General features: G+C 66.9%; 21 protein-coding genes. 6 read left to right on the plus strand and 15 right to left on the minus strand.

Annotation, left to right across the window (positions count from 1 at the left end):
- Window positions 1-2,034: translation initiation factor IF-2 (gene infB / locus I9P22_RS16610; protein WP_233253447.1), on the plus strand; the 2,034-nt coding region annotated here is incomplete at its 5' end.
- 129 nt (window positions 2,035-2,163) lie between these two features.
- On the opposite strand, the gene I9P22_RS24870 is transcribed toward infB, so the two are convergent.
- The 4 genes from I9P22_RS24870 to I9P22_RS16625 form a co-directional block, all read right to left on the minus strand.
- Window positions 2,164-2,295, minus strand: a complete 132-nt coding sequence (locus tag I9P22_RS24870; RefSeq protein ID WP_019352669.1) for a hypothetical protein — start codon at window positions 2,293-2,295, stop codon at window positions 2,164-2,166.
- Between the two features lie 122 nt (window positions 2,296-2,417).
- Window positions 2,418-2,816, minus strand: coding sequence for a (deoxy)nucleoside triphosphate pyrophosphohydrolase (locus tag I9P22_RS16615; RefSeq protein WP_199260620.1), 399 nt, complete (start codon window positions 2,814-2,816; stop codon window positions 2,418-2,420).
- The gene (gene argJ, locus I9P22_RS16620; RefSeq protein ID WP_199260621.1) at window positions 2,813-4,222 is read right to left on the minus strand and encodes a bifunctional glutamate N-acetyltransferase/amino-acid acetyltransferase ArgJ; all 1,410 of its coding nucleotides are present in this window, start codon (window positions 4,220-4,222) and stop codon (window positions 2,813-2,815) included. The genes I9P22_RS16615 and argJ overlap by 4 nt, the downstream gene beginning before the upstream one ends.
- A 5-nt stretch (window positions 4,223-4,227) precedes the next feature.
- The gene (locus I9P22_RS16625; protein ID WP_199260622.1) at window positions 4,228-5,067 is read right to left on the minus strand and encodes a peptidylprolyl isomerase; all 840 of its coding nucleotides are present in this window, start codon (window positions 5,065-5,067) and stop codon (window positions 4,228-4,230) included.
- A gap of 209 nt (window positions 5,068-5,276) precedes the next feature.
- On the opposite strand from I9P22_RS16625, the gene secA reads away from it, so the two are divergent.
- Window positions 5,277-7,982: a preprotein translocase subunit SecA gene (secA, locus tag I9P22_RS16630; RefSeq protein ID WP_199260623.1), complete on the plus strand. Its 2,706-nt coding sequence runs from the start codon at window positions 5,277-5,279 to the stop codon at window positions 7,980-7,982.
- Between the two features lie 149 nt (window positions 7,983-8,131).
- On the opposite strand, the gene I9P22_RS16635 is transcribed toward secA, so the two are convergent.
- Both I9P22_RS16635 and I9P22_RS16640 read right to left on the minus strand, forming a co-directional pair.
- Complete coding sequence (locus tag I9P22_RS16635) at window positions 8,132-8,851, minus strand: response regulator (protein ID WP_199260624.1); 720 nt, start codon at window positions 8,849-8,851, stop codon at window positions 8,132-8,134.
- Complete coding sequence (locus tag I9P22_RS16640; RefSeq protein WP_199260625.1) at window positions 8,848-9,366, minus strand: MarR family winged helix-turn-helix transcriptional regulator; 519 nt, start codon at window positions 9,364-9,366, stop codon at window positions 8,848-8,850. The genes I9P22_RS16635 and I9P22_RS16640 overlap by 4 nt, the downstream gene beginning before the upstream one ends.
- Window positions 9,367-9,518: 152 nt before the next feature.
- Between I9P22_RS16640 and I9P22_RS16645 the strand changes: the two genes are divergently transcribed.
- Window positions 9,519-10,388: a branched-chain amino acid aminotransferase gene (locus I9P22_RS16645; RefSeq protein WP_199260626.1), complete on the plus strand. Its 870-nt coding sequence runs from the start codon at window positions 9,519-9,521 to the stop codon at window positions 10,386-10,388.
- Between the two features lie 78 nt (window positions 10,389-10,466).
- On the opposite strand, the gene I9P22_RS16650 is transcribed toward I9P22_RS16645, so the two are convergent.
- The 8 genes from I9P22_RS16650 to I9P22_RS16685 form a co-directional block, all read right to left on the minus strand.
- Entirely contained in the window at window positions 10,467-10,658 is a 192-nt protein-coding gene (locus I9P22_RS16650; protein WP_199260627.1) for a hypothetical protein, read from the minus strand.
- A 74-nt stretch (window positions 10,659-10,732) separates the two neighbouring features.
- Window positions 10,733-11,197, minus strand: coding sequence for a PTS sugar transporter subunit IIA (locus tag I9P22_RS16655; RefSeq protein WP_199260628.1), 465 nt, complete (start codon window positions 11,195-11,197; stop codon window positions 10,733-10,735).
- An 82-nt stretch (window positions 11,198-11,279) separates the two neighbouring features.
- Window positions 11,280-11,855: a ribosome hibernation-promoting factor, HPF/YfiA family gene (gene hpf / locus I9P22_RS16660; protein WP_199260629.1), complete on the minus strand. Its 576-nt coding sequence runs from the start codon at window positions 11,853-11,855 to the stop codon at window positions 11,280-11,282.
- 160 nt (window positions 11,856-12,015) lie between these two features.
- A complete protein-coding gene (gene lptB / locus I9P22_RS16665; RefSeq protein ID WP_199260630.1) occupies window positions 12,016-12,753 on the minus strand; it encodes an LPS export ABC transporter ATP-binding protein in 738 nt (245 codons plus the stop codon).
- The gene (lptA, locus tag I9P22_RS16670; protein WP_199260631.1) at window positions 12,750-13,238 is read right to left on the minus strand and encodes a lipopolysaccharide transport periplasmic protein LptA; all 489 of its coding nucleotides are present in this window, start codon (window positions 13,236-13,238) and stop codon (window positions 12,750-12,752) included. Before lptA ends, lptB begins: the two co-directional genes overlap by 4 nt.
- Before the next feature lie 58 nt (window positions 13,239-13,296).
- The gene (locus I9P22_RS16675; RefSeq protein WP_199260632.1) at window positions 13,297-13,875 is read right to left on the minus strand and encodes a hypothetical protein; all 579 of its coding nucleotides are present in this window, start codon (window positions 13,873-13,875) and stop codon (window positions 13,297-13,299) included.
- Between the two features lie 2 nt (window positions 13,876-13,877).
- Window positions 13,878-14,825: a KpsF/GutQ family sugar-phosphate isomerase gene (locus I9P22_RS16680; RefSeq protein WP_199260633.1), complete on the minus strand. Its 948-nt coding sequence runs from the start codon at window positions 14,823-14,825 to the stop codon at window positions 13,878-13,880.
- A gap of 10 nt (window positions 14,826-14,835) precedes the next feature.
- On the minus strand, window positions 14,836-15,450 hold the full coding sequence (locus I9P22_RS16685; protein ID WP_199260634.1) for a ribonuclease D: 615 nt from the start codon (window positions 15,448-15,450) through the stop codon (window positions 14,836-14,838).
- A 247-nt stretch (window positions 15,451-15,697) separates the two neighbouring features.
- On the opposite strand from I9P22_RS16685, the gene I9P22_RS16690 reads away from it, so the two are divergent.
- On the plus strand, window positions 15,698-17,752 hold the full coding sequence (locus I9P22_RS16690) for a TonB-dependent receptor domain-containing protein (RefSeq protein WP_199260635.1): 2,055 nt from the start codon (window positions 15,698-15,700) through the stop codon (window positions 17,750-17,752).
- On the opposite strand, the gene I9P22_RS16695 is transcribed toward I9P22_RS16690, so the two are convergent.
- Window positions 17,724-18,215, minus strand: coding sequence for an OsmC family protein (locus I9P22_RS16695; RefSeq protein WP_199260636.1), 492 nt, complete (start codon window positions 18,213-18,215; stop codon window positions 17,724-17,726). The genes I9P22_RS16690 and I9P22_RS16695 overlap by 29 nt on opposite strands.
- Before the next feature lie 145 nt (window positions 18,216-18,360).
- Here I9P22_RS16695 and I9P22_RS16700 point away from each other — a divergent pair, with 145 nt between their 5' ends.
- Together I9P22_RS16700 and I9P22_RS16705 are read left to right on the plus strand one after the other, a co-directional pair.
- Window positions 18,361-18,618: a helix-turn-helix domain-containing protein gene (locus I9P22_RS16700; protein ID WP_028713927.1), complete on the plus strand. Its 258-nt coding sequence runs from the start codon at window positions 18,361-18,363 to the stop codon at window positions 18,616-18,618.
- Between the two features lie 66 nt (window positions 18,619-18,684).
- Window positions 18,685-20,352: a SulP family inorganic anion transporter gene (locus tag I9P22_RS16705; protein ID WP_199260637.1), complete on the plus strand. Its 1,668-nt coding sequence runs from the start codon at window positions 18,685-18,687 to the stop codon at window positions 20,350-20,352.
- The last annotated feature ends 59 nt before the right edge of the window (window positions 20,353-20,411 follow it).

The following is a 20,411-nucleotide window of genomic DNA, read 5'->3' on the forward strand; positions in this document are numbered from 1 at the left end:
GCCGCCGCCGAGGCCGCCGCCGTGCGCGCCGAGACCAAGGGCGTCAGCGCCGCCGGCCCGCGCAAGACCGACCGCGACCGCGAGACCCGCGGCCCGGCCGACGATCGCGACAGCCGCAACAAGGGCCGCGACGACAGCCGCCGCACCGGCAAGCTGTCGCTGAGCCAGGCGCTGGACGGCGAGGGCGGGCGGCAGCGTTCGCTGGCCGCAATGAAGCGCAAGCAGGAAAAGGCCCGGCAGAAGGCCATGGGTGGCAGCCAGCGCGCCGAAAAGCAGGTGCGCGACGTGCAGTTGCCGGAAACCATCCTGGTGTCCGAGCTGGCGAACCGCATGGCCGAGCGCACCCCCGATGTCATCAAGTCGCTGATGCGCATGGGCATGATGGTCACCGCCAACCAGGCGGTCGATGCCGACACCGCCGAGCTGGTGATCGACGAATTCGGCCATCGCGCCGTCCGGGTCTCGGATGCCGACGTGGAGCAGGTTATCGACCAGGTCGAGGATAAGCCCGAGGATCTGAAGCCGCGCGCCCCGATCATCACCATCATGGGCCATGTCGACCACGGCAAGACCTCGCTTCTGGATGCGATCCGTCACGCCAACGTGGTCTCGGGCGAGGCCGGCGGCATCACCCAGCACATCGGCGCCTATCAGGTGAAGGCCTCGAACGGCGCCACGCTGACCTTCCTCGACACGCCCGGCCATGCGGCCTTCACCTCGATGCGCGCCCGCGGCGCGCAGGTGACGGATATCGTCGTGCTGGTGGTCGCCGCGGATGACGCGGTGATGCCGCAGACAGTCGAGGCGATCAACCACGCCAAGGCGGCGAAAGTGCCGATGATCGTGGCGATCAACAAGATCGACAAGCCGACCGCCGACCCGCAGAAGGTCCGCACGGCCCTGCTGCAGCACGAGGTAGTCGTCGAGGCCATGTCGGGTGACGTGCAGGACGTCGAGGTGTCGGCCAAAACCGGCCAGGGCCTGGACCAGCTCTTGGAAGCCATCGCGCTGCAGGCCGAGATCCTGGAGCTGAAGGCCAACCCCGACCGCCCGGCGCAAGGCGCGGTGATCGAGGCGCAGCTGGACGTGGGCCGCGGCCCGGTCGCCACCGTTCTGGTGCAGAACGGTACGCTGAAGCGCGGCGACATCTTCGTCGTCGGCGAGCAGTGGGGCAAGGTCCGGGCGCTGATCAACGACAAGGGCGAGCGCGTCGACGAGGCCGGCCCCTCGGTCCCGGTCGAGGTGCTGGGCCTGAACGGCACCCCGGAAGCCGGCGACGTGCTGAACGTGGTCTCGACCGAGGCGCAGGCGCGCGAGATCGCCGATTACCGGATCCAGGCCGCCAAGGACAAGCGCGCCGCCGCCGGTGCCGCGATCACGCTGGACCAGATGCTGGCCAAGGCCAAGGCCGACGAGAATGTCGTGGAACTGCCGGTGGTGGTGAAGGCCGACGTGCAGGGCTCGGCCGAGGCCATCGTCCAGGCGCTGGAAAAGATCGGCAACGACGAGGTGCGCGTCCGCGTGCTGCATTACGGCGTCGGCGCCATCACCGAATCGGATGTCGGCCTGGCCGAGGCCAGCCAGGCGCCGGTCATCGGCTTCAACGTCCGGGCGAATGCGCCGGCGCGGAACGCCGCCAACCAGAAGGGCGTCGAGATCCGCTATTACTCGATCATCTACGACCTGGTGGATGACATCAAGGCGGCGGCCTCGGGCCTGCTTTCCGCCGAGGTGCGCGAGAACTTCATCGGCTATGCCGAGATCAAGGAAGTCTTCCGCGTCTCGGGCGTCGGCAATGTCGCCGGCTGCCTGGTGACCGAAGGCGTGGCGCGGCGCTCCGCCGGCGTGCGCCTGCTGCGCGACAACGTGGTGATCCACGAGGGCACGCTGAAGACGCTCAAGCGCTTCAAGGACGAGGTCAAGGAAGTGCAGTCCGGCCAGGAATGCGGCATGGCCTTCGAGAACTACGACGACATCCGCAAGGGCGACGTCATCGAGATCTTCGAGCGCGAGGAAGTGCAGCGCCAGCTGTGATCCCGCATCCGAACGGCATGAGAGGGCGGGCCTGCGGGTCCGCCCTTTCGCGTTCGGGGTATCGCAAATGAAGACGGGGCCCCTAGCGAAAGGGCCCCGTCATGATTCTGGGCACATACTGTATCTCGATCAGGTCAGAAGGACCGGCTTGCCCTCGTAGGTCTTGCTTCCCACGCGGACCACGATGTTGCCGTTCGCCTGCTGACGCTCGAACACGCCTTGGACAGAAATACAGCTGCCGATCGTAATCGTGCGAATCATGTCCTGAACACTCCTCCTCTACAGAGTTTCAGAATTGCCGCAAAAATGTTAAATGTTAACTAATATTGTCCAAGGATGCGGCCAAGGGCGGATGAAAACCGCAAAAGGGTGATGCAGAAGCCTCAGATCCAGTCGCGCAGGATCGGGATCAGCGGCACATCCGCCGGTGGCATGGGGTAACGTGACAGTTCCGTGCCACGCGCCCAGGCCAGGTTCTGGCCCTCGCGCGGGATCGGCACGCCCTGCCAGCGCCGACAGGCGAAAAGCGGCATCAGCAGGTGGAAATCGTCATAGGCATGGCTGGCGAAGGTCAGCGGCGCCAGGCAGGAATGCCAGGTGTCGATGCCCAGCTCCTCGTGCAGCTCGCGGATCAGCGCCGTCTCGGGGCTCTCGCCCGGCTCGACCTTGCCACCGGGAAACTCCCACAGGCCCGCGAGGGACTTTCCCTCGGGGCGCTGCGCCAGAAGCACGCGGCCGTCGGCGTCGATCAGCGCCACGGCCGCGACAAGCACGATCTTCATGAGCGGTAATCGGCGTTGATGTCGATATAGCCATGCGTCAGATCGCAGGTCCAGACCGTGCGCCTGCCCTTGCCCAGGCCCAGATCGACGCCGATGACCAGCTGGTCGCGCTTCATGTAGGCGCTGGCGGCGGCCTCGTCATAGGCCGGGGCGCGCCAGCCGTTCTCGGCCAGCACCATGTCGCCGAAGCGGATGGTCAGCCGGTCGCGGTCGGCCTCGGCCCCGGACTTGCCGACGGCCATGACCACGCGCCCCCAGTTCGCGTCCTCGCCGGCGATGGCGGTCTTGACCAGCGGCGAATTGGCGATGGCCATCGCGACGCGATGCGCGTCGGCATCGCTGGCCGCGCCCGTCACCTGCACCTCGACGAATTTCGTCGCGCCCTCGCCGTCCTTGACCACCTGCTGCGCCAGATCCAGCATCACCTGCGTCAGCGCCTTGCCAAAGGCCCGCGCCGAGGCCGAGCGCAGGTCGGTGATCGGCGCCGCCTTGGACTTGCCGGTCGCCGCCAGGATCAGCGCATCCGAGGTCGAGGTATCGCTGTCCACGGTGATGGCGTTGAAGGTCTGGTCCATGCGCGCCGACAGCATCTTCTGCAGCACGGCCGGGGCGATCTGCGCATCGGTGAAGACATAGACCAGCATAGTCGCCATGTCGGGCGCGATCATGCCCGAGCCCTTGGCGATGCCGGCGATGTTGATGGTGCCGCCGTCGCCCTGGAAGCTGGCGGCCGCGCCTTTCGGAAAGGTGTCGGTGGTCATGATGGCCCGCGCCGCGCCGGCGGCGCCCGCCGCGTCCAGGTTGGCGGCCAGATCGCCGATCACCGCGGTGATGCGCTCGGCCGGCAGCGGCTCGCCGATCACCCCGGTCGAGGACGAGAATACCCGCTCGCGCGGCACGCCCAGCGCCTTGGCGACGCCGCCGGTGACGGCATCCACCGCCTCCTGCCCGTTCCTGCCGGTGAAGGCATTGGCATTGCCCGAGTTCACGATGATCGCCGCGCCCTTGGTGGTATCCTGCTTCAGCGCCAGCTTGGCCTGGCAGTCCAGCACGCTGGCCGCGCGGGTCGAGGACTTGGTGAAGGCGCCGGCGATGGCGGTACCCGGCGCCAGCCGCACCAGCATCACGTCGGTGCGGCCCTTGTATTTCACCCCAGCCGCGCCCGAGGCGAACTCGGCGCCCTCGATCACCGGCAGGTCGGGAAAGCGCGCCGGCGCCAGCGGCGAGACCGGGTTCTTGGGCTTCACCACGGCCTCGACCGCCGCTCCGGCCACCGATTCGACCCGGGCCTCGAGGCTGGCGGCGGTTTCCTTGAAGGCCGCCTTCAGCTTCTTCAGCTTCTTCTTCAGCACGTTCAGCTTTTCCGCGTCGGAAAGCCGTGCCTTCTTGTCCTCGGCCTTGGCCATCTGTGTCACTCTCCCAGGATCTCGGTCTTGTTCAGCAGGTCGGGGGCCAGCCCCTCGGTCTTCTCGACCTTCGACTCGGCGACGCGCTTCTCGATGGCGGCCTGCACCTTGTCGCGACGCACCTGCACGGCCAGTTGCTCCTTGACCTCGTCGAAGCTGGGCGGCGTGACCTCGCGCTGGTCGATCAGCTTGATGACATGCCAGCCGAACTGCGTCTCGACCGGCGCGGAAACCTCGCCCTTTTTCAGCGCCTTCACCGCCTCGGCAAAGGGCGCGACCATCTGCTCGGGCTGGAACCAGCCCAGGTCGCCCTTGTTCGGCCCGGAATTGTCGGTCGATTTTTCCTCGGCCAGCTTGCCGAAATCGCCGCCCTCCGCGATCTGCTTGGCGATGGCCTCGGCTTCCTCCTTGGTCTTCACCAGGATATGCGCGGCGTTGTATTCAACCTTCGGCTCGGTCTGGCCGCCGAAGGCCTGGTCATAGGCGGCTTTCAGCTCGGCCTCGCTGGGCTCGGCCGCCGCGACCTTTTCCAGCACCGAGCCGGCCAGATAGGCGCGCTTCTCGATCTCCAGCGCGGCGGTGTCGCGCTTGCTCAGCGGCTGGGCGCCTTGCGCCACGGCGGTCTGGCGGATCAGCTGGTCCAGCATCAGGTCCCACAGCGCCGAATCCGGCAGGCCCTGCGTCGCCTGCGCATCCAGCCCCTGGCGCATGGCGATCATCTGGCCCAGGGTGATCGTCTCGTCATTGACCTTGGCGACCACGGTATCGGCGTCCTGCGCCAGGGCCGGAAGCGCCGCCAGCGTGGCGGTGGCAAGGGCGGTCGCGGCAAGGAGCGGTTTCAGCATGGGGTTCCCTTTCATGGGACGGCGCCCGCCACGCGCAGGTGAACGGGCGCAAACATTGACACTCAGGCGGCTGGCGCATACATCCGGCCCAACCGAAAATGCGCGCCCGTCGCCGTTTTTCCGGCCCAAGTGATAGGGCAAGGCGAATGGTGCCGGCAAGTGGGCGGAACGTCCCGCGCACCCCCAGATACGCGATTTTGAAGGCTCACATGCTCGGCATCGGAAACTTGGCGAAACTGGTCTTTGGCACGCCCAACGACCGCAAGGTGAAATCGGTCCGCCCGCTGGTGGCCCAGATCAACGCGCAGGAGGAGAAATTCCGCGCCCTGTCCGACGCCGACCTGATCGGCAAGACCCGCGAATTGCAGGGCCGGGCGCAATCGGGCGAGGATCTGGACAAGCTTCTGCCCGAAGCCTTCGCCAATTGCCGCGAGGCGGCGCGCCGCGCGCTTGGCCTGCGCGCCTTCGATACCCAGCTGATGGGCGGCATCTTCCTGCACCAGGGCAATATCGCCGAGATGAAGACCGGCGAAGGCAAGACCCTGGTCGCCACCTTCCCGGCCTATCTGAACGCGCTGGCCGGCAAGGGCGTGCATGTCGTCACCGTCAACGACTACCTGGCCAAGCGTGACGCGCATTGGATGGGCAAGGTCTTCGCCCAGCTCGGCATGACCACCGGCGTGGTCTATCCCTTCCAGGACGATGCCGAGAAGCGCGCCGCCTACCAGGCCGACGTGACCTATGCCACCAACAACGAGCTGGGCTTCGACTACCTGCGCGACAACATGAAGGGCTCGATCGAGCAGATGACCCAGCGCGGGCATTTCTTCGCCATCGTGGACGAGGTCGACTCGATCCTGATCGACGAGGCGCGCACGCCGCTGATCATCTCGGGCCCGTCGCAGGACCGCAGCGAGCTTTACATCACGCTCGACAAGTTCATGCCGGAACTGACGCCCGAGCATTACAAGCTGGACGAAAAGGCCCGCAACGCCACCTTTACCGAGGAAGGCAACGAATTCCTTGAAAAGCGGCTGCAGGCGGCGGGCGTGCTGCCCGAGGGCCAGACGCTCTACGATCCGGAATCCACCACCATCGTGCATCACGTCAACCAGGCGATGCGCGCCCACAAGCTGTTCATGCGCGACCAGCACTATATCGTCCGCGACGGCGAGATCGTGCTGATCGACGAATTCACCGGCCGGATGATGAAGGGCCGCCGCCTGTCCGACGGGTTGCACCAGGCCATCGAGGCGAAAGAGGGCGTGGCGATCCAGCCCGAGAACGTGACGCTGGCCTCGGTCACCTTCCAGAACTACTTCCGGCTTTACGACAAGCTGTCCGGCATGACCGGCACCGCCGCCACCGAGGCCGAGGAATTCGCCGAGATCTACAAGCTCGGCGTGGTCGAGGTGCCGACCAACCGTCCGGTGCAGCGCATCGACGAGCACGACCGCGTCTATCGCACCGCAGCCGAGAAATACGCCGCCGTGATCGAGGCGATCAAGGAAGCCCATGCCAAGGGCCAGCCGATCCTGGTCGGCACCACCAGCATCGAGAAATCCGAGATGCTGTCGCAGATGCTGACCAAGGAGGGCATCCAGCACAACGTCCTGAACGCCCGCCAGCACGAGCAGGAGGCGAAGATCGTCGCCGATGCCGGCAAGCTGGGCGCCGTGACCATCGCCACCAACATGGCCGGCCGCGGCACCGACATCCAGCTGGGCGGCAATGTCGAGATGAAGGTGATGGAGGCGCTGGCCGCCGATCCCGAGGCCCATCCCGACGAGCTGCGCGCCCGCATCGAGGCCGAGCACGCCGCCGAGAAGCAGGCGGTGCTGGATGCCGGCGGGCTTTTCGTGCTGGCGACCGAGCGCCACGAAAGCCGCCGCATCGACAACCAGCTGCGCGGCCGCTCGGGCCGGCAGGGCGATCCCGGCCGCTCGCTGTTCTTCCTGTCGCTGGAAGACGACCTGATGCGCATCTTCGGCTCGGAACGTCTGGACAAGGTGCTGTCCTCGCTGGGCATGAAGGATGGCGAGGCCATCGTCCACCCCTGGGTCAACAAGTCGCTGGAACGCGCCCAGGCCAAAGTCGAGGGCCGCAACTTCGACATCCGCAAGCAGCTGCTGAAATTCGACGACGTGATGAACGACCAGCGCAAGGCGATCTTCAGCCAGCGCCTGGAAATCATGCATACCGAGGAGGTCGAGGAGATCGCCGCCGACATGCGCGCGCAGGTGATCGACGACCTGATCGACCAGCACCTGCCGCCCCGCGCCTATGCCGAGCAATGGGATGTGCAGGGCCTGCATGACGCGGTGATCGACAAGCTGAACATGGACCTGCCGATCGCCGACTGGGCGGCCGAGGACGGCGTCGACCAAGACGCGATCCGCGAGCGCATCCAGAAGGCCACCGACGATTACATGGCGCAGAAGGCCGAGCAGTTCGGCCCCGAGAACATGCGCCAGATCGAAAAGCAGGTGCTGCTGCAGCAGATCGACGGCAAGTGGCGCGAGCATCTGGTGACGCTGGAACACCTGCGCTCGGTGGTGGGATTCCGCGGCTATGCGCAGCGCGACCCGCTGTCGGAATACAAGACCGAGGGGTTCCAGCTGTTCGAATCAATGCTGGACGGGCTGCGCTTCGACGTCACCCAGCAACTGGCCCGCATCCGGCCGCTGACCGATGCCGAGCGCGAGCAGATGCTGCGCGAATACCAGCAGCAACAGGCCGAAACCGAGGCGAAGATGCACCCCGAACACGAGGAAGCCGAGGGCGGCGAGGTCTCGGGCCGCGTCGCCGGCTTCGACGAGACCGACCCCACGACCTGGGGCAACCCGTCGCGCAACGACCCCTGCCCCTGCGGCTCGGGCAGGAAGTTCAAGCACTGCCACGGCGCGCTGGCATGAGTTGGGGGCCTTAGGGGCCCCTTTCTCATGCGCCGCGCGGATGGCACGCTTGCATGGGTATTTGAGAAACGGAAAGACGCCGGGCGATTCCTCGGATCTTTCCGTTTTCCAAATACCCATTGCGACCGCGCCGGCAGCGCCGGCCTTTCCTAGTCGGGCACCAGCATGTAGCCGGTGCCGCGCACGGTCTGCAGATAGCGCGGCTCCTTCGGGTCGGGTTCGATCTTGCGACGCAGGCGGGTGATCTGCACGTCGATGGCGCGCTCCGAGTTCTCGCCCGCCTCCTCGGCGGGGCTGCGGCCCAGGTCCTCGATCAGCGCGCCGCGGCTGACCGGCTGGCGCGGCGTGTCGGCCAGGCGCTTCAGCAGCGCCTGCTCGGTCCCGGTCAGGCGCAGCGGGCTGTCGCCCTGCCACAGCTCGCCCTTGTCGGCATCATAGCGCAGCGGGCCCAGCGACAGGAATTTCGGCCCCCTGGCCTCGGCCGCCGGGATGCGGCGCAGGATGGCAGCGATGCGCAGCAGCAATTCGCGCGGCTCGAAGGGTTTCGGCAGGTAGTCGTCGGCGCCGCTTTCCAGCCCCTCGATGCGATCCCCGATCTCGCCCTTGGCGGTCAGGAGCAGGATCGGCGTCGCCATGCGCTGCCGCAGGTCGCGGGTCAGCGAGAAACCGTCCTCGCCCGGCATCATCACGTCGAGCACGATCAGGTCGAAATCAAGCCCGTCCAGCAGGCGGCGGGCATGGGCGGCGTCGCGCGCCGTGGTGACCAGGAAATCGTTGCGCATCAGGAAACGGCGCAGCAGGCTGCGGATGCGTTCGTCGTCATCGACGACCAGGATATGGGCGGCGGGCTGCGGATCGGGGCTGTTCATGATGGATCGGGCAGGTCTTTCAGCGCACGATACTGCCGAAGCGTGTCGCGGTCCATCATCGCCTCGAGCACCTGCCGGAAACCCGCCACCGCCTGCGGCCCGGCCGCCCGATAGGCGGCGCGCATCCGGGCGCGCTGCGCCTCGGACAGCTGGCGTTCCAGCTTCGCCCCTTTTTCGGTCAGGTAGAGTTGCCGTTCGCGCCGGTCGCGGCGGCCGATGCGGCTTTCGACCAGCCCGTCCTCGATCAGCGTGCGCAAGACCCGGTTCAGCGATTGCTTGGTCACCCCCAGCACATCCAGAAGCGCCGTCACCGTCAGCCCCGGTTCGCGGTTGATGAAATGGATCGCCCGGTGATGGGCGCGGCCATAGTCCAGATCGGCCAGGATCAGGTCGGGATCGGCCGTGAAGGCGCGATAGGCGAAGAACATCGCCTCGATGCCGCGGCGAAGCTGGTCATCGGTGAGGAACAGCAGGCTTTCGCCACCCGTCGCTGCGATTCCGACCTTGTTCTGCATGGCTTCTCCGTGATCCATGGCTCTTATTTACGTCAGGCTTGTTGACTTTCCAACCATGAATGGATAGCCCAGACCCCAAGTTGCGCAACTTTCTTTGCCAGACACGCTCTGACGGCGCAACATTCCGCAAACAGAACCGGCCGGAGGGAAAAATGGCGGGCGCATATGACGATCGTGACGGCAAGATCTGGATGGATGGCAAGCTGGTGGAGTGGCGCGAGGCGAATGTCCACATCCTGACCCATGCGCTGCACTATGCCAGCTCGGTCTTCGAGGGCGAGCGTTGCTACAGCGGCAAGATCTTCAAGGGGCACGAGCATTCGCTGCGGCTGATCGAATCGGCGCGGCTTCTGGACATGACCTCGCCCTATAGCGCCGAGGAGATCGACGCCGCCAAACAGGCCGTGCTGGACGCCAACGGCTTCAAGGACGCCTATGTCCGCGCGGTGATGTGGCGCGGCTCGGGCGAGGACATGGGCGTTTCCGCCCGCCGCAACCCGGTGCGCATGGCCATCGCCGCCTGGGAATGGGGCAGCTATTACGGCGATGCGAAATGGCAGGGCGCGAAACTGGACATTGCCAAGTGGAAGCGGCCCAGCCCCGAGACCATCCCCACCGCCGCCAAGGCCGCCGGGCTTTACATGATCTGCACCATGTCCAAGCACGCCGCCGAGGAAAAGGGTTGCTCGGACGCGCTGTTCATGGACTGGGAGGGCTATGTCGCCGAGGCCACCGGCGCCAACATCTTCTTCATCAAGGATGGTGAGGTGCACACGCCGCTGGCCGACCGCTTCCTGAACGGCATCACCCGGCAGACCGTCATCCAGATGCTCAAGGACAACGGCACCGCCGTGCATGAGCGCCGCATCAAGCCCGAGGAACTGGCGGATTTCCAGGAATGCTTCCTGACCGGCACCGCGGCCGAGGTCACCCCGGTCGGGCAGATCGGCGACTGGCATTTCCAGGTCGGCGACACCACCCGCAAGATCGCCGAGGATTACGAGAAGCTGGTCCGCGCCTGATCGCGATCCGGCCCAGGACGAAATGAAAACCGGCCGGGCGGCAGCGCCCGGCCGGTTTCGCATTGGACAGGTCGAGGGTCAGACCTGATGGCCGCGCTCGATCCGGGCGAATTCGGCAGCGCGGCGATTCGCCGCTTCGCTGCGGGCGCGGGGCCGCATGCGCAGGGCGGCGATGGCCGGATGGGTGCCGGATTCGCGTTCCTGCCGGGTATAATATTGCGTGCGGCCCGCACTGGTTTCGTGACTGCGGTCTGCTAGATGTCTGGTCATTTCGGTCTTCCTCCCGCGCGGGAGTATAGCGCGGATGCGGGGGCATTTCACCCCCTGCCGGCGGGGCTGCGACTTCAGGCCGCCTTGATGCCCGGCGCCGCCGCCAGCATCGCGTGCAGCGCCACCGGGTCCTCGTTGGCGCGCAGCTTGGCGCGCAGGTCCTGGTCGCGCAGCGTGCGCGAGACCAGCGCCAGCGCCTTGAGGTGATCGACGCCGGAATTCTTCGGCGCCAGCAGCGCAAAGATCAGGTCCACCGGCTGGCGGTCCACCGCGTCGAAATCCAGCGGCTTTTCCAGCCGCAGGAACAGGCCGACCACGCGGTCGAGCCCGTGCAGCCGCGCATGCGGCAGCGCCACGCCATGGCCGACTCCGGTCGGGCCCAGGCTTTCGCGTTCCTGCAGCGCGTCCAGGGTTTGCGGCGCGTCCACGCCATAGACCGTGCGCGCCTGCTCGGCGATTTCCTGGAACAACCGTTTCTTGCTGGTGGTCTGGCTCATCGTCCGCACGGCGGCGGGGGAGAGAATGTCGCTGATCTGCATGTCGCCCGAAAATTGTCAGGTCCCGGCCGCGGGCTGCGCGGCCGGGACGTTTGGTTCAACAAGACTGCCCTTCTGCGTCAGTCTAGCCCAGATTGCGGGGGTCGATCCAGCCCACGTTGCCGTCCTCGCGGCGGTGAACGACGTTCACGCCCCCATGTTTCTCGTTGCGGAAGACCAGCAGCGGGCTGCCGGCCAGTTCCATCTGCATCACCGCCTCGCCCACGGACAGGGTCGGCACGCGGGTTTCCATCTCGGCGATGATCATGGGTTGCAGCCCGTCGGCCTGCGATTCCCATTCATCCTCATCGGCGGCCAGCACATACATGCCCGCCTGCTCGAAGGCAATCGGTTCGACCCGGTCCTTGTGATGATCCTTGAGCCGGCGCTTGTAGCGGCGCAGCTGCTTGTCCATCCGCTCCTTGCACTGCTCGAAGGCGGCATAGATCTCGGTCGAGGCACCCTTGGCCTGCACGTTCAGCCCGGTCGAGAGATGCACCACCGCATCGCAGATGAATTCATGCGCGTTGCGGGAAAAGATCACCGTGGCATCCGTGGGACGTTGAGAATACTTGTCAATCGTCTCACCCAGTTCGGTCTTGACGTGGGTCGAAAGCGCATCGCCGACATCGATCTGTTTTCCGCTGATCTGGTAGCGCATGGTGGTCCGTCCTTTCGGTTGCCCGGCGGCGGCAGGCAAGCAGCCCATGCGCCGCCGAGGTTTTCCGGCAGGGGCGTCCTTGCCCCCGCCATAACCTCATTTGGTGACAGCCATGCGCCCGTGTCAACGGCCGCGCGCAGGGATCGGCGCGGCCTCGCGCTCAGTTCATGCGGAAGCTCTCGCCCAGATAGACGCGGCGCACCTGCTCGTCGGCGACGATCTCGGCCGTGGTGCCGGATTTCAGCACATGGCCGTCGTGCAGGATATAGGCGCGATCCACGATCTCCAGCGTCTCGCGGACGTTGTGATCGGTGATCAGCACGCCGATGCCGCGGCTTTTCAGGTCGTGGACCAGGCCGCGAATCTCGCCCACCGCGATCGGATCGACGCCGGCGAATGGTTCATCCAGAAGCAGATAGGCCGGATCGGCCGCCAGGCAGCGGGCGATCTCGACCCGGCGCCGCTCGCCCCCCGACAGCGCCATGGCCGAGGCGTTGCGCAGGTGGCCGATCGAGAAATCGCCCAGCAGTTCCTCGAGCCGCTCGCGGCGCTGGTGGACATGCGGCTCGACCAGTTCCAGGACGGCCATGATGTTCTGCTCGACCGTCAGGCCGCGAAAGATCGACATCTCCTGCGGCAGGTAGCCGATGCCCATCTGCGCGCGGCGATACATCGGCAGCCGCGTCGCGTCCTGGCCGTCGATCAGCACCTGCCCCGAATCGGGCGCGACCAGTCCCGCCACGCAATAGAAGCAGGTGGTCTTGCCCGAGCCGTTCGGCCCCAGCAGCGCCACCACCTCGCCGCGGTCCAGCTGCATCGCCACGTCGCGGATCACCGGGCGGTTGCGATAGGACTTGCGCAACCCGCTGACGCGCAGCCCCTGTTCCGATTGCGTCATTGCCGGCTTCCCGGTTGCAGGACGCTGCGGACCCGGCCCGAGGCATTGGCCGTGCCGGTCGTCAGATTCACCGTGACCTTGTCGCCCGACAGCACGTTGCCGCCTTGGGTCAGCAGCACGTCGCCGGTCAGCACCACATTGCCCGATTCGACGTCGTAATCGGCGGCCTTCGCCTCGGCGGCATCCTCGCCGCTCACCAGGGTGACATTGCCTTCGGCGTGCAGCGCCCTGATCCGGCTCTGGCCGCCCTGCGCATAGGTCACGGTCACGCTGTCCGCGGAAAGCCGCATCGCCCCCTGCCCGATCAGCACATTGCCCGAGAAGGTGGCCTTGCCGGTCTTCTGATCGACGGAAAGCGTGTCGGCGGTGACCTCGACCGGCTGCTTGATGTCCTGCGCATTGCCGAACCCCGTGCCCTGTGCGCCGGCCGAAGCCGCCAGGGCAAGCGACAGGATCACGGGCAAAAGCAGTCCGGGCCGGATCATCGGGTTTCCTTTCTGGCGCATGAGAGGCCCCCGGGCGCGGCAAGAGGGGACGCAAGGGTCATGGCCGGTATATCAATCGGACTCCGCCGCTCAAATCAAGAACATGATCGCCGCTGCCCCTGCCCGTGGGTTTCAGCTCCATCCGGCCCGCCGTCAATTCGCCGAAGGGGGCAAGAACGTTCACCTCCTGCTCCGAGACCACGCTGCCCGCCGTGGTCGAGGCCAGGAATTCCGGCGCGGTCAGCACCCAGCCGTCGGCGGTGGTCAGGCGCGCGCCCTCGCCCAGCCGGATCCGGTCGCCCTGAAGCGAGGCGAGGCCGGCGCTGACATCGGCCGCGCGCCCGTCCCTGGCGCGCAGGGTCATGCGCACGGCGCGGGCGCTGCCGCCGCCCCCGGCGCCGGGCACCGCCTCGGCCCCGGTCACGCTGATCTGCGCCCCGTCCTCGGTCACGCCGGCATAGGTCGGATGCGTCACCGCCTGGCGCTCGGCCAGTTCCTGCGGGTCCACGTCGGCATAGGGGATGCTCGCGTCCGGCTCGGGCTTGCGGCCCAGCAGGAACAGCACCGACAGCAGCGCCAGCGCCGCCAGCGGCAGGATCACCCGCAGCCAGGCGACGATGCAGGACCGGGTCGGCACCGCTAGACCATCCCCGTGCGCAGGAAGTCGTGGATATGGATCAGCCCGACCGGCCGGCCCTCGGGCGTGACCACGAACAGGCTGGTGATGCGGCGCGACTGCATCTCGGCCAGCGCCGCCTCGGCCAGCTGGTCGGGGCCGATGGTGCGCGGATTGCGGGTCATCACCTCGGCCGCGTTGTGGTCCAGCAGGCCCTGCATGTGCCGCCGCAGGTCGCCGTCGGTGATGATGCCGGTCAGCGTGCCCTCGGCATTGGTCACGCCGGTGACGCCGAAGCTTTTCTGGCTGATGGTCAGCAGCGCATCGGCCATGGGCGCGGTCTCGGCGACCAGGGGGATGTCCTGGTGCATCAGGTCGGCCACCCGCGACAGCCGGGCGCCCAGCTTGCCGCCGGGGTGGAAGGTGCGGAAATGCTCGGGGGTGAACTGGCGATGCTCCATCAGCGCCACGGCCAGCGCGTCGCCCAGCGCCATGGTCATGGTGGTCGAGGTGGTGGGCACGATGCCGGTGCCGCAGGCCTCGGGCGCGGCGGGCAGCACCAGCGCCACGTCGGCCTGGCGCAGCAGCGTCGAACCGGGCCGGCTGGCGACGCCGATCAGCGGGATCTGGAACCGGCGGGTATGGGCGATCAGGTCGGCGAGCTCGGGCGTCTCGCCCGAGTTCGACAGCACCAGCGCCACGTCGCCCTGGGTGACCATGCCCAGGTCGCCATGGCTGGCCTCGGCCGGATGGACGAATTGCGCCGGCGTGCCGGTCGAGGCCAGGGTGGCGGCGATCTTGCGCCCGACATGGCCGGACTTGCCCATGCCCGACACGACGACCCGGCCATTCGCGGCCAGGATCGCCGCGACGGCCCGATCGAAGCTGTCGCCAAGCCCCTCGGCCAGCATGGCCAGCCCCTGGGCCTCGGTGCGGATCACCCGCAGGGCGGTGTCGAGATATGCGCTCATGGCCCGCTACCTAGTGGTGGAAGATGTCGTTTTCATCCCCCCAGCCGCGCAGGTCCAGATGGGCGCGGGCGGGAAGGAAGTCGAAACAGGCCTGCGCCAGGCCCAGCCGCCCCTCGCGCTCGAGCCGCTTTTCCAGCTCGGCCTTGAGCGCGTGCAGGTAGAGCACGTCCGAGGCGGCATATTCCAGCTGCGCGTCGGAAAGCTCGGCCGCACCCCAGTCGCTGGTCTGCTGCTGCTTCGAGATGTCGACACCGACCAGCTCGCTCAGCAGGTATTTCAGCCCGTGCCGGTCGGTGAAGGTGCGCACCATCTTGCTGGCGATCTTGGTGCACCAGACGGGCTTGGTCACCACGCCGAAGGCGGCCTCCAGCGCGGCGATGTCGAAGCGGCCGAAATGGAACAGCTTCAGCACCTTGGGATCGGTCAGCATCCGGGTCAGGTTCGGGGCCTGGTTCTGGCCGCGGGCGATCTGCACCAGATGCGCATTGCCATCGCCCGAACTCATCTGCACCAGGCACAGCCGGTCGCGGCGCGGGTCCAGGCCCATGGTCTCGGTGTCGATGGCCACCACCGGGCCGAGGTCCAGATCGTCCGGCAGGTCGTGCTGATAGAGGTTGATGCTCATCTTGCTGTCTCGGGCTGGGGCTTTGCCGGTCTGTAACCCCTTTGCCCCCGGCAGCGCCAGCCCCGACATCCGGGCTTGGCAAAGGCCGGCCTTGCCGGCGGCACGGCGCAAAGGGGGGTGACGCAGATCGGCAACAATCCCGACCGTTTCCATCGGCCTGCGTCAAAAGATTCCGAGTAAATTACTTGTGTATGGGGGTCCGGCGCCTATAACACGCGCCAGTTCCTAAACGAATCAAGGAAAAGACATGCAATTGCGCCGAATCCTCCCTCTGGCGGGGGTGTCCACGCTTGCCTTGGCGACGGCCCTCTATGCCCAGGAAACCGCCCAGCCCGCGCCGGGCGAGACCGTGGTGCTGAACCCGATCACCCTAGTCGCCGACGGCCAGGAGAACGTCGAGGCCACCGGCGGCGTCTCGGTCACCGCCGAGGATCTCGAGGCGCTGCAGCCCGCCGATGTCTCGGAACTGTTCGCGCGCGATTCCGCCATCTCGGTCTCGGGCGGCGCCGGTCCGGCCAAGCGCATCCACGTCTTCGGCCTGGAACAGTCGAACCTGGCGGTGACCGTGGACGGCGTACCGCAGGGTCCGACCAGCTGGCACCATACCGGCTCGAACGTGATCGACCCGGCCTTCCTGAAATCGGTCGAGGTCGAGGCCGGCGCCGCAGCAGCCGATGCCGGTTTCGGCGCCGCCGCTGGCGCGGTGCGCTATGAGACCGTGGGCGCCAAGGATCTGCTGACCGAAGGCAAGACCCAGGGCGGCCGCGTCGGCCTGTCCTATGGTTCGAACGGCCGCGGCCTTTCCGCTTCGCTGGCCGGCTATGGCGTCTACGAGGGCTTCGACTGGTTCGCCATGATCCACGGCACCAGTGGCAAGAATTACGAGAACGGCGACGGCTATGAGATTGCCGGAACCGAGCCGGGCCTTCGCGGCGCGCTGATGAAACTGGGTTACGAATTCGACACCCACCGCATCGAACTCTCCTATGACCGGACCGAGGACGATGGCGACCGCACCATCAAGATGAACATGGACCTGAACGCGGACACGCTGGTCTACCCGCTGAAGGTCACCCGCAATACGCTGACGCTGAAATACAGCTCGACCGCGCCGACTGACGCCTGGGATCCGGAGGCGACGCTGTTCATCAGCAACAACAAGTATGAGCGTCCAAACTACGTGCCGAACGACGGCGATCCTGAGACCGGCGACGTGAACGGCGACATGAATCTGGAGAACCAGACTGTCGGCGGCAAGCTGCAGAACACCTATACGCTGGGCCAGGGCAGGATCACGGCGGGCGTGGACTGGGCCTATGACGATTACGAGGTCGACAACTACGGCGACACCGACCGGCGTTACTGGACCATGGACACGATGCAGATCGGCGCCTTCGTGCAGGGCCGGTTCGAGTTCGACAACGGCATCGACCTGTCCACCGGCCTGCGCCTGGACCATCACCGTTTCACCGATTTCAACGGCGGCCGCCATTCTGACACCGGCGCCAGCGTGAACGGCACCGTCTCCTACGAATTTGCTGATGGCTACGAGGTCTTTGCCGGTGCATCGCACACTTGGCTGGGCCACCGCTTCGGCGAATACGCGCTGCTGCACGCCCGCACTTCCGACCTGTATGTCGCCGAGGACTATGAGACCTCCAGCGCCCGCAACGTCAAGCTGGGCCTGAATGTCGATCAGGACAACTGGACCGGCAACCTGACCTTCTTCGACACCCGACTGAAGGACATGGGAGAACTGGTGTTCCCCGATACCGGCGCGCCCTATCTGGGCAATGCCGAGGAATACCGCAGCAAGGGCTTCACCCTGCAAGCTGCCTATAGCTGGGGCAGCGGTCGCGTCGGCGGCAGCTTCACCAAGGCCGACGTGACCCAGGATGGCAAGGACATCCTACCGGCCGGCGGCGCCGCCGTTCCCGTGGGCGAGATTGCTGCGCTCTATGTCGACCAGGAGATCGCGCAATACAACCTGAAGGTCGGTGCGACAGTGGAATGGGCCAACAAACTGGATGCCGCCCATCTGCTGAACCCGAACGGCACCAACGCCGGGTTCTATGACCAGAGTTCCTATACCGTCGTGAACCTCTACGGCGAATGGCGTCCGCAGAACTACAAGAATCTGGTGGTCCACCTGGGCATCGATAACGTCTTTGACGAAACCTATTATGAGCGGTCGAGCTATGTGCAGCGCGACGTCTATCGCGGCGACACACTGGCCCGCGACATCGATCCGCTCTATGCCCCGGGCCGCACGGTCACGCTGGGCCTGAAGATGGACTTCTGATCCGTCCCGGACATGAATGGAAAGGCCCCGCATCCGCGGGGCCTTTTTCATGGCGATCGGCCGGCGCCACCCGGACCGGCAGACCGCGAATCAGCGAATTGCTGACCATCGAACTGCGTTCCGCCTCGGCGATCAGCCCGGCCGGGTCAGAGCCATCCGCCATCACGCAGCCGACCCGCATCCGCGCCGCCAGCGCCAGAACCGGATCGCCGTCCAAGTCCAGGTCTACCGTCACCCAGAGCGAGGCGATCGCGGCCTGGCGGCGATGGGCGATATAGCGCAGGTCGTTGCAAAAGCAGGCGCCCAGGGCCAAGGCCAGCATCTGCGCGCCATTGAAGCCCATGCCGGCACCGCCCGCCCTGCCCTCGGGCCGGTCGGCCAGGATGGAATGAGCACCCGACCAGCCAAGCGCGGCCTCGGTGCCTGGGATGCTGCTGAACCGGGCGCTGACCGTCTGCATCATGCCCCTCCCCTATCTTTTATTTTACCATGGCCTGGGCCGAGCTGTCTGCTCTTGTGCCGCATCATGTCCAAACCGGCATGAATGATATTTGAAGCATCTTTATGCCTATGCTACACATCCATTATCAAGGATTGGGAATCACTGCATGATGACCTCGGCCCAGATGCGGGCGGCGCGTGCCCTGCTTGGCATCGACCAGAAGCGGCTGGCCGAGCTCTCGGGCCTGTCGGTCCCCACGATCCAGCGCATGGAAGCCAGCGACGGCAATGTGCGCGGCGTGGTCGAAAGCCTGACCCGGGTGGTCGAGGCGCTGGAGGCCGCCGGGATCGAGCTGATCGGCGAGGGCGCCGCCAGCCCCTCGGGCGGGCGTGGCGTGCGGCTGAAATCCGGTCCGCAGACGTAATCGCGACGGCGACCGCCGACGACAGCCGACGATCCCGCCGCCTCCTTGACTAAGGTGCGGCTCCCAATGAACCAACAGGCAATCGCGGCGCCCGGATTCGCGCCGCTGTTCACCCCGAAACTGGTCACCGTCCTGCGCGAGGGCTATGGTGCGGCCCAGCTGCGCGCCGATGCCCTGGCCGGGCTGACCGTCGCCATCGTGGCGCTGCCGCTCAGCATGGCCATCGCCATCGCCTCCGGCGCCACCCCGGCGCAGGGGCTTTACACGGCCATCGTCGGCGGCTTCCTGGTCTCGGCTCTGGGCGGCTCGCGCTTCCAGATCGGCGGGCCGGCGGGGGCCTTCATCGTGCTGGTCGCCGGGATCGTCGCGCAGCACGGCATGTCGGGGCTGATCCTGGCCACCTTCCTGTCGGGCATGATGCTGGTCGCCATCGGGATGCTGCGGCTGGGCACCTTCATCAAGTTCATCCCCTTTCCGGTGACGGTCGGCTTCACCGCCGGCATCGCCGTGATCATCTTCACCAGCCAGCTGAAGGAGATCTTCGGCCTGTCCCTGGTGCATGAGCCGGGCGCGCTGGTCGAGAAGATCCCCGCTCTCTGGCAGGCCCGCGCCAGCCTGTCGCCGGCGGCGTTCGGGATCGCGCTGGGAACGATCGCGGTGATCCTGGGACTGAAGCGCGCCCGGCCGCATTGGCCCGGCATGCTGATCGCCGTGGCGCTGGCGGCGGGCTTCACCGTGGCGACGGGGGTGGATGTCGCGACGATCGGCAGCCGCTTCGGCGGCATCCCCTCGACCCTGCCCGCCCCGGCGCTGCCCGACCTGTCGCCGGACAGGGTGCTGGCGCTCTTGCCCGCCGCCCTGTCGCTGACATTGCTCGGCGCCATCGAATCGCTTCTGTCGGCGGTGGTGGCGGATGGCATGACCGGCCGCCGCCACCGCTCGAATTGCGAGCTGGTGGCGCAGGGCGTCGCCAATATGGGCTCGGCGCTGTTCGGCGGCATCTGCGTCACCGGCACCATCGCGCGAACCGCGACCAATGTGCGCGCGGGGGCGCATGGGCCGGTGGCGGGAATGCTGCATGCACTGTTCCTGCTTGGCTTCATGCTGCTGGCGGCGCCCTTGGCCTCCTATATCCCGCTGGCGGCGCTGGCGGGCGTGCTGGCGGTGGTGGCCTGGAACATGATCGAGAAACCCGCCATCGCCATCCTGCTGCGCTCGGGCTGGGGCGAGGCGGCGGTGCTGCTGGTCACCTTCGGGCTGACCATCTTCCGCGACCTGACCGAAGCCATCGTCACCGGCCTGGCGCTCGGCTCGGTGCTGTTCATCCAGCGCATGAGCCAGGCCGTAGGGGTCGAGGCGCTGGTCGGCGCCGACCGGCCCGACAGCGCTCAGCCGCGCCCGGACCAGCCGCAGCCGCGCGACGTGGTGGTCTATCGTATCTCGGGGGCGCTGTTCTTTGGCGCCACGGCCTCGATCGGCTCGGTCCTGGACCGCATCCAGGACGGGTTCCGGGTGCTGGTGGTGGATTTCAGCGCCGTGCCTTTCCTGGATTCCACCGGCGCCAACATGATCGAGGGGCTGGCGCACAAGGCGCAGCGCCGCGGCATCGCGCTGTGGCTGACCGGCACCAGCCGCGACATCCGCCGGGTCCTGCTGACGCATGGGCTGCGCCGACCGCTGGCGCGTTACGCGCCCACGGTCGAGGAGGCGCTGCGCCGGCGTCACGGGTCATAGCGCTTCAGCGCGGGCGGTGCCTGGCCGGGAGGTCTTGCCTCCGGCGGGGGTATTTTTCC

The sequence above is a fragment of the Paracoccus binzhouensis genome (assembly GCF_016446475.1).
In the GTDB taxonomy this organism is placed as follows: domain Bacteria; phylum Pseudomonadota; class Alphaproteobacteria; order Rhodobacterales; family Rhodobacteraceae; genus Paracoccus; species Paracoccus binzhouensis.

What these genes read in the sequence shown, in the direction of transcription:
- I9P22_RS16655 (WP_199260628.1), bottom strand. Translation starts at nt 11,197, where the DNA reads ATGCAGATCAGCGACATTCTCTCCCCCGCCGCCGTGCGGACGATGAGC.
- I9P22_RS16640 (WP_199260625.1), bottom strand. Translation starts at nt 9,366, where the DNA reads ATGCAGAACAAGGTCGGAATCGCAGCGACGGGTGGCGAAAGCCTGCTG.
- I9P22_RS16645 (WP_199260626.1), top strand. Translation starts at nt 9,519, where the DNA reads ATGGCGGGCGCATATGACGATCGTGACGGCAAGATCTGGATGGATGGC.
- hpf (WP_199260629.1), bottom strand. Translation starts at nt 11,855, where the DNA reads ATGCGCTACCAGATCAGCGGAAAACAGATCGATGTCGGCGATGCGCTT.
- lptA (WP_199260631.1), bottom strand. Translation starts at nt 13,238, where the DNA reads ATGATCCGGCCCGGACTGCTTTTGCCCGTGATCCTGTCGCTTGCCCTG.
- I9P22_RS16635 (WP_199260624.1), bottom strand. Translation starts at nt 8,851, where the DNA reads ATGAACAGCCCCGATCCGCAGCCCGCCGCCCATATCCTGGTCGTCGAT.
- argJ (WP_199260621.1), bottom strand. Translation starts at nt 4,222, where the DNA reads ATGGCCAAGGCCGAGGACAAGAAGGCACGGCTTTCCGACGCGGAAAAG.
- I9P22_RS16650 (WP_199260627.1), bottom strand. Translation starts at nt 10,658, where the DNA reads ATGACCAGACATCTAGCAGACCGCAGTCACGAAACCAGTGCGGGCCGC.
- I9P22_RS16625 (WP_199260622.1), bottom strand. Translation starts at nt 5,067, where the DNA reads ATGCTGAAACCGCTCCTTGCCGCGACCGCCCTTGCCACCGCCACGCTG.
- I9P22_RS16700 (WP_028713927.1), top strand. Translation starts at nt 18,361, where the DNA reads ATGATGACCTCGGCCCAGATGCGGGCGGCGCGTGCCCTGCTTGGCATC.
- I9P22_RS24870 (WP_019352669.1), bottom strand. Translation starts at nt 2,295, where the DNA reads ATGATTCGCACGATTACGATCGGCAGCTGTATTTCTGTCCAAGGCGTG.
- I9P22_RS16705 (WP_199260637.1), top strand. Translation starts at nt 18,685, where the DNA reads ATGAACCAACAGGCAATCGCGGCGCCCGGATTCGCGCCGCTGTTCACC.
- I9P22_RS16685 (WP_199260634.1), bottom strand. Translation starts at nt 15,450, where the DNA reads ATGAGCATCAACCTCTATCAGCACGACCTGCCGGACGATCTGGACCTC.
- secA (WP_199260623.1), top strand. Translation starts at nt 5,277, where the DNA reads ATGCTCGGCATCGGAAACTTGGCGAAACTGGTCTTTGGCACGCCCAAC.
- I9P22_RS16615 (WP_199260620.1), bottom strand. Translation starts at nt 2,816, where the DNA reads ATGAAGATCGTGCTTGTCGCGGCCGTGGCGCTGATCGACGCCGACGGC.
- I9P22_RS16680 (WP_199260633.1), bottom strand. Translation starts at nt 14,825, where the DNA reads ATGAGCGCATATCTCGACACCGCCCTGCGGGTGATCCGCACCGAGGCC.
- lptB (WP_199260630.1), bottom strand. Translation starts at nt 12,753, where the DNA reads ATGACGCAATCGGAACAGGGGCTGCGCGTCAGCGGGTTGCGCAAGTCC.
- I9P22_RS16690 (WP_199260635.1), top strand. Translation starts at nt 15,698, where the DNA reads ATGCAATTGCGCCGAATCCTCCCTCTGGCGGGGGTGTCCACGCTTGCC.
- I9P22_RS16695 (WP_199260636.1), bottom strand. Translation starts at nt 18,215, where the DNA reads ATGATGCAGACGGTCAGCGCCCGGTTCAGCAGCATCCCAGGCACCGAG.